Here is a 15914-nt window from a genome sequence, read left to right on the forward strand (position 1 = left end):
GAAATGGACCACAGCTCCCACTACATCCACTGCCTGGGCCGTGAGCTGCACTACACCGAGTGGGGCAGCGCCCACTCGGAGCTCGTGATTGCCTGGCATGGCCTGGCCCGCACCGGGCGCGATATGGACGAGCTGGCCCGGCATCTCGCCGGCCGCTACCGCGTGATCTGCCCGGACACCCTGGGCCGCGGGCTCTCGCAATGGAGCCCGGCGCCCGCGAGCGAGTACTGCCTGGACTTCTACGTCCGCCAGGCCCAGGCCCTGGTCGATCAGCTGGGCCTGGACCAGTTCCACTGGGTCGGCACCTCGATGGGCGGGGCCATAGGCACACTGGCGGCGGCCGGGCCGCTGCGCGGGCGCATACGCCGCCTGGTCCTGAACGACAACGGCCCCCAGCTGGCCCCGGCCGCCATAGACCGTATACGCAGCTATGCGGGCAGCCCGGCGGCTTTTGCCACCGTCGGCGAGCTGGAACAGTATTTCCGCCAGGTCTACCTGCCCTATGGCTGGCTGTCGGATGCGCAGTGGCGGCGCCTGACCGAGAGCTCGCTGCGCCGCCTGCCCGACGGGCGGGTGACGCCGCATTACGACCCGGCCATGGTGCAGCAGTTCGTCAACTACCCGCAGGACTACGATTTATGGGCGGCCTGGGACAGCCTCAGCCTGCCCGTGCTGTGCTTGCGCGGCGAGTCCTCCGACCTGCTGCTGCCCGAGACCGCCGAGGCCATGCGCCAGCGCGGGCCTTGTGCGGCGGTGGTCACGATCGCCGGCTGCGGCCACGCGCCGGCCCTCAATGTGCCGGAACAGCTGGGCTTGGTGGAGAGGTTCTTGAACGGAGGGGCCTGACTATTCGGGCAGCTTGACCCAGCGGCTCAGATGCGTGCGCAGGGACTTGAAGTCCAGCGGCTTGGTCAGGTGCTCGTCCATGCCGGCCTCCATGCTGGCCTGCACATCGCTGTCCAGGGCATGGGCGGTCAGGGCCAGGATGGGGAAGGGGGCCAGCGTGCCGGCGGCCTGCAGCTCGCGCAGGCGGCGGGTGCATTCCAGGCCGTCCATGCCGGGCATCTGGATGTCCATCAAGACCAGGTCGGGGGCGGCCAGGCCGCAGGCACTCAAGGCTTCCAGGCCGTTATTGGCCAGGCGGGTCTGCAGACCCATCAAGGCGAGGAATTCCAGCGCCACCACCTGGTTGATGGGGTTGTCTTCCACCAGCAGCACCTCGGGGGTGGACGCCTTAGTGGGCAGCATAGTCATACTTCCTTTGGCCTCCAGCCCTGTGGCGCTGGCTCTCGACGGATGATGACCGGGCGGGCTGTAGGCCAGTGCGTTTGGCGTTGCCTGCCTTTGCACCGCGGCCATGGCCCCTAGCTGCGCGGCTGCGATGGCCGCGCGATTGAAAACGATTTGAGTCATCTGGACTGCTCCACCCACTGAAACTCGACGAACGCACCTTTTGTTGGGCCGTCGGGTCGCATCGTGCAGCGCAAACCATAGCCCTCCCTGTCACGGTCAGTCTATCTTGCCGCTGAACACTGCCTCCGGGTAAAAAAACCGTGGGCTCTCTTGCGCTGGGCTGATACGAAATAGCTGCCGGACCCGGCCATTGTTGCTGTGCGCCCGGAGATTCGCAATGCGCACCCCTCGGCAAGAGGTAACAAAAAGATCGTCGCCGCCCCCGGGCCGGGGCCTGGCGGCTTGCCGTCCGGCGCGGCGCCGCCCGGCTGGGCTCCTGACATCTTTGGGTCACTTCCCTCTCTAGAATGCCTGCTCCCAGCGTCAGCAGGTAGCTCCCATGTCCGAAGGTCTGATCCGCATCCGCGGTGCCCGCCAACACAATCTCAAGAACCTTGATCTGGATCTGCACACGGGCGAGTTGACCGTGGTCACCGGCCCCAGCGGCTCGGGCAAGTCCAGTCTGGTGTTCGACACCTTGTACGCCGAGGGCCAGCGCCGCTATGTGGAGACCTTCTCCGCCTATGCCCGCCAGTTCCTGGACCGCATGGACAGGCCGGCCGTGGACAAGGTGGAGGGCGTCCCGCCCGCCATCGCCATCGACCAGACCAATCCGGTGCGCACCTCGCGCTCCACCGTGGGCACGATGACGGAGCTGAACGACCACCTCAAGCTGCTCTACGCCCGCGCCGCCGAGCTGTTCGACCGCAAGACCGCCGCCCCGGTGCGCCACGACACGGCGCAAAGCATTTACGCCGAGCTGCTGGCCCGCACGGCCGCCGCCAACCCTCGCCTGGCCCTGACCTTCCCGGTCGAGCTGCCCGGCAACACCTCGGCCGAGCAGGTGGAGCAGTGGCTGTCGGCTTCCGGGTTTACCCGGATTCAAGCCCAGCGCGAAGTGGCCACGCCCAGCGGGCCGCACAAGCTTCTGGATGTCGTCGCTGATCGATTGCGCCTGCAGGGCGCCGACAAGCAGCGGGTGATGGAGGCCATCGAGTTATGCCTCAAGCGCGGCGGCGGGCGCTTCAATGTTTACGTCTTGGACCATGAAGAGGGGGGTGAGCCGGCCATGTGGCGCTACTCCACCGGCCTGCATTGCCCGGAAAGCGATCTGCGCTACCAGGACCCGCAGCCGCCGCTGTTCTCCTTCAACTCCAGCCTGGGCGCTTGCGAAACCTGCCGGGGTTTTGGCCGCGTCATCGGGGTGGACCTGGGCCTGGTGATCCCGGACGAGCGCAAGACCTTGCGCAACGGCGCCGTCAAGACCCTCAGCACCCCGGCCTGGAAGGACAGCTTCGAGGACTTGCTGCGTTATGCGGGCGATGCCGGCATCCCGCGCGACACCGCCTGGAACCAGCTCTCCCAGGCCCAGCGCGACTGGGTCATCAATGGCTCGCCCAACTGGACCGGCAACTGGAACAAGCAGTGGTACGGCATCAAACGCTTCTTCGAATACTTGGAGAGCAAGGCCTACAAGATGCACATCCGCGTGCTCTTGTCCAAATACCGCAGCTACACCCCCTGCAGCGCCTGTGGCGGTGCGCGGTTGAAGACCGAGGCCTTGCTGTGGCGGGTGGGCTCCAAGGCCCTGGCCGATGCCGTGCTGCCGCCCGAGCAGCGCTGCATGCCCATGGGCGTGGACTGGACGCCGGCCCAGCTGCAGGCCTTGCCCGGCCTGGCCCTGCACGATTTGATGCAACTGCCCCTGCACCGCCTGCGCCGCTTTGTCGACGAGCTGCAACTGCCCAGCGGCCTGCTGGACGAGGCGCTCAAGCTCTTGCTGGACGAGATCCGCAAGCGCCTCAAATACCTCTGCGATGTGGGCATCGCCTACCTGACCCTGGACCGCCAGAGCCGCACGCTGAGCGGCGGCGAGGTGCAGCGCATCAACCTGACCACGGCCCTGGGCACCTCCCTGGTCAACACCTTGTTCGTGCTGGATGAGCCCAGCATAGGCCTGCACCCGCGCGATATGCAGCGCATCGTCGAGGCCATGCAGCGCCTGCGCGATGCCGGCAACACCCTGGTGGTGGTGGAGCACGACCCGGCCGTGATGCTGGCGGCCGACCGCCTGATCGATATGGGCCCCGGCCCGGGCGAGCGTGGCGGCCAGATCGTCTTCGACGGCAGGCCCGAGGCGATCCGCGCGGCCGACACCTTGACCGGTGCCTATCTGGGCGCGCGCAAGCATGTGGGCATGGGCTTGAAGCGGCCGGTCGACGGCAGCACGCCCAAGCTCATCCTGGCGGGCGTGCGCGAACACAATCTGCGCAATGTCACGGTGGAGTTCCCGCTGCAGCGCATGGTGGTGGTGACGGGCGTCTCGGGCTCGGGCAAGAGCACGCTGATGCAGGACGTTCTGTACCCGGCCCTGGCCCGCCATTTCGGCGCGGCCAGCGAGGCGCCCGGCCAGCATGAGGGCCTGCTGGGCGCCGACTGGTTGGCCGACGCGGTGTTTGTCGATCAATCGCCGATCGGTAAAACAGCGCGCTCCAACCCGGCCAGCTATGTGGGCGCCTTCGACGAGATCCGCAAGCTGCTGGCCGCCGCGCCGCTGGCGGCCGAGCGCAGCTACACCGCCGGGCATTTCTCCTTCAATGCCGGCGACGGCCGCTGCCCGACCTGCGGCGGCTCGGGCTTCGAGCATGTGGAGATGCAATTCCTCTCCGACGTCTATCTGCGCTGCCCGGACTGCGATGGCCGGCGCTTCCGCGCCGAGATGCTGGACGTCAAGCTGAACCTGGGCGGCCGCGAGCTGAGCGTGGCCGACATCCTGGAGTTGACGGTCAGCGAGGCCGTGGCCTTGTTCAAGGAGCAGCGCGAGGTCGTGTCCAAGCTGCAACCCATCGTCGATGTGGGCCTGGAGTATCTGAAGTTGGGCCAGCCGGTGCCCACGCTGTCCGGCGGCGAGGCGCAGCGCCTCAAGCTGGCCGGCTTTTTGGCCGAGGCCGCCAGCAAGCCACGCCAGGCCCTGGCCAAAAAGGGCACGCTCTTCCTCTTCGACGAGCCCACCACCGGCCTGCACTTCGACGACATCGCCAAGCTGATGCGCGCCCTGCGCAAGCTGCTGGGCGCCGGCCACTCACTGATCGTCATCGAACATAACCTCGATGTGATACGGGCGGCGGACTGGTTGATCGACCTCGGCCCCGAGGGCGGCGAGCAGGGTGGCGAGATCGTCTGCCAGGGCACGCCCGAGCAGGTGAAGGAGCATGCCCGCTCGCACACGGCCCTGGCCTTGCGCGAGTATTCCGAGCAGATGGACAGGCCGGCGTTGAAGGTGGAGGAAGGTCGGCCGCTGCAGAGCCTGCTGCGGGCGCGCCGCCAGGCCGAGGAGAACATCCGCATCGTCAATGCGCGCGAACATAACCTGAAGTCCGTGGATGTCAGCATCCCGCGCGGCAAGTTCAATGTGATCACCGGGGTTTCGGGCTCGGGCAAGTCCACGCTGGCCTTTGACATCTTGTTCAACGAGGGTCAGCGCCGTTATCTGGAGTCGCTCAACGCCTATGCCCGCTCCATCGTGCAGCCGGCGGGCCGGCCCGAGGTGGACGCCGTCTGGGGCATACCGCCCACGGTGGCGATCGAGCAGCGGCTCAGCCGTGGCGGGCGCAAGAGCACGGTGGCCACGACCACCGAGGTCTGGCACTTTCTGCGCCTGCTGTATGTGAAGTTAGGCGTGCAGCACTGCATGCACGACGGCACGCCGGTGCGGCCGCAAAGCGTGGAGTCCATCGCCGCCCAGCTGATGCGGGATCACAAGGGCCAGCATGTGGGCCTGCTGGCGCCGCTCGTCGTCAACCGCAAGGGCCTCTACACCGACCTGGCCAAATGGGCCAAGGCGCGCGGCTACACCCATCTGCGGGTGGATGGCGAATTCCTGCCCACCGCCCCCTGGCCGCGCCTGGACCGCTTCAAGGAGCACACGCTGGAGCTGCCGGTGGGTGATCTGCTGATTTCGCTGGACAAGGAGGCCGAGCTGCGCGAGCTGCTGGCCCGTGCCCTGGACCTGGGCAAGGGCGTGCTGCACCTGCTGGCGCCGCTGGACGGCCTGAAGGCCGCGCAGGCGGCGGGCCAGAGCACGGCAGGGTTGGGCACGGTCAAGGTCTTCTCCACCAAGCGGGCCTGTCCGACTTGCGGCACCAGCTATGGCGAGCTGGACCCGCGCATGTTCAGCTACAACTCCAAGCATGGCTGGTGCACCAGCTGCGTGGGCACGGGCTTGGCCCTGACGCGCGAGCAGCGCAAGGCCTTGGATGACTCCGCCCCCGACAAGGACAACAAGGGCAGGGAGCAGAGCTTTGCGGGCGAGGAGGCCGAGGTCGAAGGCCTGCTGGACCAGGCCTGCCCGGACTGCCAGGGCGCGCGCCTGAATCCGGCCGCCCGTGCCGTTACTTTTGAAGCGCAAGCCATCAGCACGGTGGCCGGCTGGAGCGTGGCCGAGGCGCGGGCCTGGGTGCAGAGCCTGCAGCTGCAGGGGCGCGATGCCGACATCGCCCGCGATGTGCTCAGCGAGATCCGCGGCCGGCTGGAGTTTCTGGAAGAAGTCGGCCTGGGCTATCTGACCCTGGACCGCGCCGCACCCACCTTGTCGGGTGGCGAGGCCCAGCGCATACGCCTGGCCGCGCAGTTGGGCAGCAATCTGCAAGGGGTCTGCTACATCCTGGACGAGCCCACCATCGGCCTGCATCCGCGCGACAACCAGATTCTGTTGAAGGCCTTGTCCACCCTCAGCGACAAGGGCAATACCCTGGTCGTGGTGGAGCATGACGAGGACACGATACGCCGCGCCGACCACATCATCGACATCGGCCCCGGCGCCGGCAAGCGCGGTGGCCAGGTGGTGGCCCAGGGCTCGGCGGCCGAGCTGGCCTTGGTGGCGGATTCGGTCACCGGCCGCTTCCTGGCTCAGCCCCTGATCCACCCCCTGCAGGCGCGCCGCGAGATGCTGGCCGATGCGCCCCGTCTGCGGGTGCTGGAGGCGACGCTGCACAATCTGCGCCAGGTCACGGTGGACGTGCCCCTGCACCGCCTGGTGGCCATCACCGGCGTGTCGGGCAGCGGCAAGAGCACGCTGGCCCGCGATGTGCTGTTGGGCAATATGGCCCAGGCCGTGCCGCTGCGCAAAGCGCCCAATCCCTGGAAGGGCTGTGCCGGCATCGAGGGTCATGAATTGGTGGACCGCGTGCTGGAGGTGGACCAGACCCCCATCGGCAAGACGCCGCGCTCCTGCCCCGCCACCTATATCGGCTTTTGGGATGCCATCCGCAAGCTGTTTGCCGAGACCCTGGAGTCCAAGGCGCGCGGCTATGCGCCGGCGCGCTTCAGCTTCAACACCGGCGAGGGCCGCTGCCCGGGCTGCGAGGGCCAGGGCATGCGCACCATCGCGATGAGTTTTCTGCCCGATGTGAAGGTCTTGTGCGAGCAATGCCATGGCCAGCGTTTCAACCCCGAGACCCTGGGCGTCAGCTGGCGCGGCAAAAGCATAGGCGATGTGCTGGCCATGGAGGTGGACGAGGCGGTCGAGTTCTTCGCCGCCATGCCGGCCATCCACCACCCCATCAAGCTCTTGCAGGATGTGGGCCTGGGCTATCTGACCCTGGGCCAGCCCTCGCCCACGCTGTCGGGCGGCGAGGCCCAGCGCATCAAGCTGGTGTCCGAGCTGGTCAAGGTGCGTGACGAGGTCGGCCGCCGTGGCCAGAAGGCGCCGCACACGCTCTACGTGCTGGACGAGCCCACGGTGGGCCTGCATATGGCCGATGTGGAGCGCCTGATCCGCGTGCTGCACCGCCTGGTGGCGGGCGGGCATTCGGTGGTGGTGATCGAGCACGACCTCGACGTCATCGCCGAGGCCGACTGGGTCATAGACCTGGGGCCCGAGGGCGGCACGGCGGGTGGCGCCGTGGTGGTGCAGGGCACGCCCGAGGCCGTGGTGGCCGCCGGCTCGCACACCGGCCTGGCCTTGCGGCCGGTGCTGAACCGGGTTTAGTCCCGGTCGTGTCCCCGACCATGGCCATGACCCTTGCCATGGCCGTGGCCTCGGTCATCGTCCCAATCATCGCGGCGGCCCTCGCGGCGCTCACCGTAGTTGCGCTGGTACCAGTCGTCGCGCACAAAATAGACCGGGCGGCCGCAGGCATCGTAGCGGCGGCAATGCTTGTCCCAGTGCTTCTCGTGGCCGGGCGGCACGCGCAGATAGAGCGGGGCGTAGGCGGGGCCGCGCACCTGCTGGACGATGACGGGCTGGGCGTAGATAAAGGCCGCGGGGGGTGGCGGGGCGCCGATATCGATGCGGCCGTAAAAGCCGGGCTGGCCCACGGTCACGGACACGCCCACATCGGCCGCCATGGCCTGGGCGCCTAACAGGCCCAGGGCCAGGCCGGCCAGCCATTGTTTGGTGTTTGAATGCTTCATCAGAGGTCTCCAGGGAGGGGGGCAAGAACTTTGGTCTGACAGCCTAACGCCGCAGCGAAGCTCTTGGCCGACCGCACTTACCTTTGCTCACGCAATCGCGCGGGCAGCAAGATCTGCCCGCAGACCTGGAGCCTCAATCAATGAAGGCGGCCTTTGTCTTTCTTGCCGTCCGGCGGCTGCTGGAAGTTTTTGGGCCGGTAGACATTGCCGTCCCAGCTGCCCTCGGGCTTGCTCTTGGCCCGGCGGATGGCGGCGGCGGCCTCTTCGGCGGCCGACTTCTCCACCTGCTTGCGGCGGCGCCATTGCCGGGCATCCTGTGCGCCATGGCGCAGGCGCTGCAGCAACTGGCGCAAGGCCGTGTTGACGCGTCTTTGCTTGGCGGGGCTCAGCAGCATGTGCAGGGCCATCCCCAGGCACACCAGCAGGGTCAGGGCGGCGAGCAGATGGCCAAAGGTATAGGTGGCTGGCATAGAAGCTGGAGTTTAGGACAAGCCCGCTGGGCCGTCATTCATGACTAACGGCCAGGCGGCCGTCTATTCTTAAAATGCGCGCTTCCCTGATCGGGGTGAAGCAATAGGAGCGAGTGAATTGGCTTACCAAGCAAAGAACGGAATCAACAAGACCAGCAAGCTGGCGCTCAGCTGCCTGACGGCAGCGCTGCTCGGCGCCTTTGCCATGGCCTCGGTGGCCCAGCAGGGCACGCCCACGCAAGCCACAACGAGCGCGGTGGCAGGCCAGGACCTGAGCCTGGAGCAGTTGTTCCGCGCCGAGTCTTACCGGGGCGAGAACGCCAAGGAGCCCAAGTTCAGCCGCAGCGGCCGCTACCTGGCATATCTGTGGAACCCCTTCGGCGAGCCCGGTACCGACCTCTATGTGCATGACACCAAGACGGGCAAGACCCAGCGCGTGACCTCGCGCGCCCTGATGGGCGCCTTCGACGCCCCCGAGGATCTGGAGCGCTTTGACAAAAAGCTGGCGCAAAAGCGCGCGGAGCTGGCCGAGCGCCAGGCCAAGGAAGAGGCGCAAGCCGCCTATCTGCAGGGCAAGAATGTGGACCTGGGCCAGTGGGAAGCCGCCGCCCTGGAGCGGGTGAAGAAGGAATTGGCCGAGAAAAAGGCCAAGGACGAAGCCCAGAAGGCCAAGGACAAGGCCGAGGCGGAAGCCGAGAAGGCCGCCATGGCCGCGCTGGAAGCCCGGCGTGCCGGCAAGCCTGTGCCTGCGGCCGCCGCGGCCTCTGCCGCCGCCAAGGCCGAGACCAAGCCCGAGAAGGACAAGGAGCTGTGGGAGCTGCGTGACGAGCTGAAGAAGAGCCTGGCCAAGAACAAGCTCAAGCCCGGTGACCTCTACCCCGGCGTGACGCAAATCGTCTGGGCAAACCAGAAGGACGAGCTGATCCTGCAATACCGCGGCAGCCTGTTCCGCTACAACGCTGCAGACGCCAATGCCAAGCTGCAGCCCCTGCTGGCCACCCAGCGTGATCTGCGCATCGTCGCCTACACACCCGATGACCAGGGCTATGTCTTCATGGACGACAAGCGCGTGCTGCGTGCCAAGCTGGCGCAAGCCGGTGTGCAGGTGCTGAACCGCGAACTGATCCACGCCGACGACGCCGAGAAGAAGTACCGCATCGACGCCACGACGCTGAGCGAAGACGGCCGCTGGATGGCCTTGGTGGCGCGCGCCCCTCTGCTTGATCCCGAGGGCAAGCCCCTGCCCGAGGCCGAGGGCCGCAAGGTCGAAATCATGGATTACGCCGAGCGCTGGGCCAAGGCCAAGAAGGTGGACCGCGAGGTCTCCGACGACAAGCGCAAGCAAAAGCCGCTGGCAATCTATATCCGCCAGGTGCCCGCCGGCGATGCCGCGCCGCGCAAACAGGCGGAGCCCGTGTTCACCCAGGCCGGTGGCGACGGCTGGTTTGAGATCAGCCCCGTGGCCTGGGCGCGCGATGGCAGCCGCTACGCCTTTGCCACCTGGGAGCGCGAGAAGGAGCTGTTCCGCCTCTATGTGGGCCGTGCCGACGAGTCCGCCAAGCCCGAAATCGTGCTGGAGCGCCGTGGCGATCTGGGCCACGAGGTCGTCAATGTGATGGACCCCGAGTTCACCCCCGACGGCAAGCAGATCGTGCTGGCGCTGGACGATGCCGGCTACCGTCAACCCTATGCCTGGGACATCGCGGCCCGCTCGCTGCGCCCCCTGCTGAAGGGCAATTTCGAGGCTCACAACGTGCTCGGCTTCACGCCCGACAGCAAGAGCCTCTTCGTCACCGCCAACAAGGGCGATTTCGCGGCCATGAATGTCTACCGCGTCAATCTGGCGGATGGCGGCATGCAGGCCCTGGGCCAGGCGGGCGATTACCACCGCGGCGCCGTGGTCTCGCGCGACGGCCAATGGGCGGCGGCCAATGCCGGCCAGTGGTCGGCCCGGCCCGAGCTCAAGCTGCTGAAGGCTGACAAGGCCCAGCCCGAAGCCGCCAAGGTGCTGACCGACAGCCACGACAAGGCCTGGGCCAAGGTCGATGTGCTGCGCCCCGAGCGCTTCAGTTTCAAGAACCGCCATGGCGATGAGATCTCGGCCTTTGTCTTCAAGCCCAAGGGCTGGCAGGCGAGCGACCGCCGCCCGGCCGTGATGTATGTCTACGGCGGCCCCTTGAACGACCGCCACACGGTGGAGGCCGACAGCTTCCAGCCCACGGCCTATGTCTTCGGCATGTATATGGCCGCCAAGCATGGCTATGTGACGGTGGCGGTGGACACCCGCGGCCACTCCAACTACGGCCGCCGCTTCTCCGACGCCAACTGGGAGCAGGCCGGCCTGCCGCAGACCGAGGACCTGGAAGACGCTTACAAGCATGCCGTGGCCAACTTCGGCGTGGACCCGGCGCGTGTGGGCCTGAACGGCTGGAGCTTTGGCGGCTTCCAGACCCAGTACACCATGTTCAGCAAACCCGATCTGTTCGCCGCCGGCATCGCCGGCGCCGGCCCGACCGAATGGGAGAACTACAACAGCTGGTACAGCGGCCGCACCATCGGCAAGGTGGACCGAAGCAAGCCCAATCTGCGTAAATACTCCTTGCTGCCCATGGCCAAGGGCTTGCGCAAGCCTTTGCTGCTGGTGCACGGCATGATGGACCCTAACGTCCTGTACCAGGACACGGTGAACGTCTACCGCGCCTTGCTGGAATCGGGCAAGGACGGCCTGGTCGATCTGTATCTGGACCCGGACGGCGAGCACGGCATGGGCGGCGCCGTCAAGGCCGTGGGTTGGCACCGCAAGTATGAGCAGTTCTGGTTGCAGCATCTGGGCACGGTGCAGGGCAAGGCTGCCAAGTAAGGGCTGGAGATTGATTGCGCCTGGTTTGTGAGGTGCAGATGTGAAAAAGGCGAGTCGGGAGACTCGCCTTTTTGTATCCGTCGGCGTGAATGCGGCGTGGTGATCTCTCCTTGAGTTACCGGGCTAGGCGCGCTTGTTTCAAGTCGCTGATTGGCTCTATGGACGCTTGCTTTTGATGTCAGCAAGCTCAAATGATGGGTGGGCCATTGCAGCCGCTTGCGCTTGACTTGCGGCAGCAATGAGCAAGCGGGCTTGCTCGGCAGAGCCGGGACTTTGTGCTGGGATCAGGAGCTCCATCCACTCAAGTTTTACCGCACCGTAGTCCATGGGTTCTGCAAGTCGGAAGTACACCTTACCGAATCGTTGAGAGTGCACGCCTACCAGACTGACTCTCCGTAACCGCTCGACCCTTTTGCCGAGGGCCTGAATGCGCAGCGTTGCGAAATTCACCGTGGGTAGGGCCTCCACGCTTTGTACCTGGGACAGCGAGCCCAGCTCGGCAAGCATCGCATTGAGGCTGGCAATGACAGTCCTGGCGTCTCCGTAGCTACCCGTGGGTTTGACGGGGAACTGAGTGGCGACGGCGGGAACCTCACCTCGCAGCAGTGCGAGGATCATTTGCTCGTGAATGGGTGGTCCTGGCGGCCGCCAATCGGCGGTGGCTGTGGATGCCGCCATGAGGCCGAGCAGCACAAGTTGCAGACGCTTCCGTACAGACAGGCTTAAAGCTTTCATGAGAATCGTTCTTGCCTAGCAGGTCTCAGCAACTCACGGCCTTGTCGTCACCACCTTCACCTTGGTCCCCAGCTTGGGCTCGCTATCCAGCGCCCCATTCAGCAAACGCAGCTGCGCCTCGGCCCGCTCGCCCAGCGGTGAGGCCTTGGCCAGTTGCGCAAAGCCGCCGGCGGGGAAGGCTTGGGTGCGCAGCATCCAGGGCTGGGCGGCCTTGCGGTCGGCGGGGGTCAGGGCGCGGAAGCTGGCTTCGGCCTCGCGCATCTGCGGCTTGGCGCGGTAGAGCGCGCCGGCGTCGCGGCCCAGGTATTGCAAGGCGTATTGCTGCTGCTTGGGGCCGTCGACCAGGGTCAGTTCCACCGTTTGCCGCTGACCTTGGGCGTTACGCACCACGCCGCTGAAATGGCTGGCGGGCAGGCCGTTGAGGCTGAGCTTGTCGATCTGGCCTTGCTCGGGCTTGAGCAGGCGGCGCAGGATGTCTTCATGCGAGCCACCGGCCTTGGGCGGGATGGGCCGCAACACCAGGGCGGCATCGCCTTGCGGGCTGAGCAGGCTCAGGGCCTCGGCGCTGTTATTGATTTTCCAGCCCATGGGCGCGCTGATGGCCAGCCCCAAACCGGTGTGATAGAAGTTGCTGCCCCGGCTCAGGCCTTGTTCGGCGCTTTCACCGAAGGGCATGCCTTCGATGGCCTTGAGATAGCGTTCCGCGCCGTCGTCCTGGTAGTTGGCATCGACGGCCTTGTACTGGCTGGCGATCTCGCGGATCTGCGCCAGGCGCTGGTCGTTGCTGGGGTGGGAGGCCAGCCAGCTGTTCTGGCTGGCGGCCTGGCGGCCCTCGGCCTTGGCCTGGTCGGCGGCAAAGCGCTCTTGCTGCTTGAGCACGCCGATCACATCCACCATATTCTGCGGGCGGTAATGGCTGCGCGACAGGTATTCGGCTCCCAGTTGATCGGCCTGCAACTCCTGGTCGCGGCCATAACTGGCGATGTAACCGGCGGCCGCCGTTTGCGAGGCCTGGCCCAGCAACTCGGTGGCGCCGCCCACACCTTGCGATTCCAGCACCACGCCCAGCACGCTGGCGGCCAGCACGCCGATGCCGGCGGTCTGCTGGCGGGTGGCGCGTTGCGCGCCGTGGCGGGCGGTGACGTGGCCGATCTCATGGCCGATGACGCCGGCCAAATCGGCCTCGCTGTCCAGATAGGCCATGATGCCGCGCGTTACGTAGACATAGCCGCCGGGCAGGGCGAAGGCGTTCACCTCGGGGCTGTCCAGCACGGTGAAATGCCAAGTCAGGTGGGCGCGGTGCGACTGCTTGGCCAGGCGCTGGCCCAGCTCGTTGACATAGGCTTGCAGCTTGGGGTCGGCCAGGGCTGTGTATTCCTGCAGCACCTGCTGGTGGGCCTTGGCGCCCTCGGCGATTTCGCTGGCCTCGTCCATCACCGTGCGTTCGGCCTGGCCCGTCACCGGGTTGACCATGGTGCTGCCGCAGGCCGCTAGCAGGGCGGCCAGGGCCAGGGCGCTTAGCTGTGCCTTCATGTGCTCGAGCGCAGGGCCCAGAGTTGCAGGACCTTGTCGAGCACGGCGCGGCTGAGTTCGTCGCGCTCGCCGTCGCTGAGCTTGTCGCCCTCGCTGCCCAACTGGGCGATGGGGGCCAGCAGGGGGCCGGTCTGGGCGTCGGCAAACAGGGCTGCCCAGGCGGCGGGCGCCAGCTCGACGGCGGCCATAAAGCCCAGGGCCCAGACCTCGGCGTCCACCAGGTCTTCTTCGCCTTCGTCCTGCTCGGCGATGCTGAAGATGGGTTCCCACAGTTCGGGCTTGGCCTGCCACTGCCAGGCGATGGCACGCAGATGGCGCAGCACCAGCAGTTGCACGCGCTTCTTCTGCTTGCCGCTGACAAAGGGGTGGTGCTCGCCCTCGCCCGCGCCGTCGCCGCCCCAGACCGGGGGCAGCCAGGTCGCGCCGGCCAGGGTTTGCAGCGGCTGGGGGCTCAGCAGCAGGCCGGCGAGGTAGCCGTCCAGCGCCTCGATATTCATCGCGTCTTCATTGGGCAGGCGGCCCAGCATATCGTCCAGGGTGGACAGCTCTTCGTCGCTGAGCGGCAGGTGCTCGGACTGGGGATCGTATTGCGGGTATTCCATCTTGGGATCGTCGTGATTCAGAATCGGCTGCGGGCTTTTTTGCTGTCAAACTCGGCCAGCTGGGTCTTCAGCAAGGCCATCAACACACGGGCATTGGCCTCGGTCAGCGTGATCAGGGTGCTAGGTTCTATGCCTTCGATCGGGGCCTTGGGCGTGACGATGGCGTCGACCTTGAAGATCATCTGACCGTGCACATTGTTGCTGGCGGCCTTGAACTTCTGGATTTCGATAGTGTGAACTTTCATGGCGCAATCCTACCTTTTGTCGCTAGCCAGGGCCTCGATGCCGACGCCGGGATAGGGCAACTATGCCGCTTTGCCGCCGCCAAAGCCACGCCGCAATCGCTGCACCCCGCTGACGCCGGCCAGGGTCAGGGCGCCGGCGACGACGCCGATCAGGCCGTTGCTGAGCAACTCGCCCAGCCACTGCAGAGGCCCGAGGGCGGCGCCCAGCAGGGCGGGCAGCCCGTGCAAAAAGGGCAGGCCATGGGCCAGGATGCCGCCGCCCACCAGGAACATGGCGGCCGTGCCGGCAATGGCCAAGGCCTTCATCAACCAGGGCGCGGCCGCCAGCAGCATGCGGCCGATGGCTTGCGAGGCCTGGCCCGGGCGGCGGCTCAGGTAGAGCCCGGCATCGTCCAGCTTGACGATGCCGGCCACCAGACCGTAAACGCCCACCGTCATCACGATGGCGATGCCGCTGAGCACCAGCACCTGGGTCGTGAAGCTGGAGGCGGCCACGGTGCCCAGGGTGATGGCGATGATTTCGGCCGAGAGGATGAAGTCGGTGCGCACGGCGCCGCGCACCTTGTCGGCCTCAAAGGCCAGCAGGTCTTGCTGCGGGTCGAGGGCCGCGGCCTTCAGGGCGGCGTGCTGCTGGCTCAGTTCCTCGGCGCTGTGCAGGTATTTGTGGGCGATCTTCTCGAAGCCCTCGAAGCAGAGGAAGGCGCCGCCCACCATCAGCAGTGGCGTGACGGCCCAGGGCGCCCAGGCGCTGATGGCCAGGGCGGCCGGCACCAGGATGGCCTTGTTCTTGAACGAGCCCTTGGCCACGGCCCAGACCACCGGCAATTCGCGCTCGGCGGCCACACCGCTGACTTGCTGGGCGTTCAGGGCCAGGTCGTCGCCCAGCACGCCCGAGGTCTGCTTGGCGGCGAGTTTGGACAGGGTGGCGACGTCGTCCATGATGGTGGCGATGTCGTCGATCAGGAGCAAGAGGCTGGAGGCCGCCATGGGATGTTTTCTTTCAACAAAGCTTCAATGAAAAGTGCTGCGCCGGGCTGTCGGCGTGCGTGGCAAACTGCCGCGCATTCTCACCGAGGAGGCCTCTGCATGAAAAAATCGCTGAACCCTGTTGCGAGTTGGGCCGTCTTGGCCCTGCTCGCCCTGCATCTTGCTCCCTCGGCTGCGCGGGCTCAAACGCCCGTCGCTGCCGCTTCGGCCCCCGTGCTCAAACCTGTCTACAACGAGCAGGCCGATGCGCGCGCCGATCTCAATCAGGCCCTCAGCGTCGCCAATGCCCAACACAAGAATGTGCTGGTGGTGTTTGGCGCCAACTGGTGCGGTGACTGCCGCGCCCTGGACCGCAAGATGAGCGAAGGCCAGTTGGCCGCCCATGTGACCAAGCGCTTGCTGGTGCTCAAGGTCGATGTGGGCCGTTTCAACCGCAATACCGATCTGGCCGCCCAGATGGGTGTGTCTTTGAAGAAAGGCATTCCCGCCGTGGCCGTGCTGAAGAGCGATGGCGAGGTGCTGCGCGCCAGCAATGGCGGCGAGCTGGCCGATGCCCGCAATATGGGCGACGAGGCGGTGCTCAAAGTCCTGGAAGGCTTGCATGGCAAGCCCTGAC

At 66.5% G+C, this 15914-nt stretch carries 12 protein-coding genes; 4 read left to right on the plus strand and 8 right to left on the minus strand.

Annotation, left to right across the window (positions count from 1 at the left end; genetic code table 11):
• Positions 1–3: 3 nt before the first annotated feature.
• Positions 4–846, plus strand: a complete 843-nt coding sequence (locus tag HNP55_RS22330; RefSeq protein WP_184304353.1) for an alpha/beta fold hydrolase — start codon at positions 4–6, stop codon at positions 844–846.
• Here HNP55_RS22330 and HNP55_RS22335 read toward each other — a convergent pair whose 3' ends face one another.
• Positions 847–1248, minus strand: a complete 402-nt coding sequence (locus HNP55_RS22335; RefSeq protein WP_184304355.1) for a response regulator — start codon at positions 1246–1248, stop codon at positions 847–849.
• 544 nt (positions 1249–1792) lie between these two features.
• Here HNP55_RS22335 and uvrA point away from each other — a divergent pair.
• On the plus strand, positions 1793–7441 hold the full coding sequence (gene uvrA, locus HNP55_RS22340; protein WP_184304357.1) for an excinuclease ABC subunit UvrA: 5649 nt from the start codon (positions 1793–1795) through the stop codon (positions 7439–7441).
• Here uvrA and HNP55_RS22345 read toward each other — a convergent pair.
• Positions 7438–7866: a hypothetical protein gene (locus HNP55_RS22345; protein ID WP_221439740.1), complete on the minus strand. Its 429-nt coding sequence runs from the start codon at positions 7864–7866 to the stop codon at positions 7438–7440. The two genes, uvrA and HNP55_RS22345, sit on opposite strands and share 4 nt — an antisense overlap.
• A gap of 137 nt (positions 7867–8003) precedes the next feature.
• Positions 8004–8336 (minus strand): hypothetical protein, encoded by a 333-nt coding sequence (locus tag HNP55_RS22350; RefSeq protein ID WP_184304359.1) that lies wholly within the window; start codon positions 8334–8336, stop codon positions 8004–8006.
• A 118-nt stretch (positions 8337–8454) separates the two neighbouring features.
• On the opposite strand from HNP55_RS22350, the gene HNP55_RS22355 reads away from it, so the two are divergent.
• Positions 8455–11196 (plus strand): S9 family peptidase, encoded by a 2742-nt coding sequence (locus tag HNP55_RS22355; RefSeq protein ID WP_184304361.1) that lies wholly within the window; start codon positions 8455–8457, stop codon positions 11194–11196.
• A 156-nt stretch (positions 11197–11352) separates the two neighbouring features.
• Here HNP55_RS22355 and HNP55_RS22360 read toward each other — a convergent pair whose 3' ends face one another.
• The 5 genes from HNP55_RS22360 to HNP55_RS22380 are packed head-to-tail and all read right to left on the minus strand — an operon-like array spanning position 11353 to position 15298.
• The gene (locus HNP55_RS22360; protein ID WP_184304362.1) at positions 11353–11931 is read right to left on the minus strand and encodes a hypothetical protein; all 579 of its coding nucleotides are present in this window, start codon (positions 11929–11931) and stop codon (positions 11353–11355) included.
• Between the two features lie 33 nt (positions 11932–11964).
• A complete protein-coding gene (locus HNP55_RS22365) occupies positions 11965–13464 on the minus strand; it encodes a M48 family metalloprotease (protein WP_184304364.1) in 1500 nt (499 codons plus the stop codon).
• Positions 13461–14066, minus strand: coding sequence for a UPF0149 family protein (locus HNP55_RS22370; protein ID WP_184304366.1), 606 nt, complete (start codon positions 14064–14066; stop codon positions 13461–13463). The genes HNP55_RS22365 and HNP55_RS22370 overlap by 4 nt, the downstream gene beginning before the upstream one ends.
• Before the next feature lie 17 nt (positions 14067–14083).
• Positions 14084–14311, minus strand: a complete 228-nt coding sequence (locus HNP55_RS22375; RefSeq protein ID WP_184304368.1) for a hypothetical protein — start codon at positions 14309–14311, stop codon at positions 14084–14086.
• Positions 14312–14371: 60 nt separating this feature from the next.
• Positions 14372–15298, minus strand: a complete 927-nt coding sequence (locus HNP55_RS22380; RefSeq protein WP_184304370.1) for a DUF808 domain-containing protein — start codon at positions 15296–15298, stop codon at positions 14372–14374.
• A 99-nt stretch (positions 15299–15397) separates the two neighbouring features.
• Here HNP55_RS22380 and HNP55_RS22385 point away from each other — a divergent pair, with 99 nt between their 5' ends.
• A complete protein-coding gene (locus HNP55_RS22385) occupies positions 15398–15913 on the plus strand; it encodes a thioredoxin family protein (protein WP_184304372.1) in 516 nt (171 codons plus the stop codon).
• Position 15914: the final 1 nt, after the last annotated feature.

This window comes from Roseateles oligotrophus, assembly GCF_014204525.1.
GTDB classification, from domain to species: domain Bacteria; phylum Pseudomonadota; class Gammaproteobacteria; order Burkholderiales; family Burkholderiaceae_C; genus Paucibacter_A; species Paucibacter_A oligotrophus_A.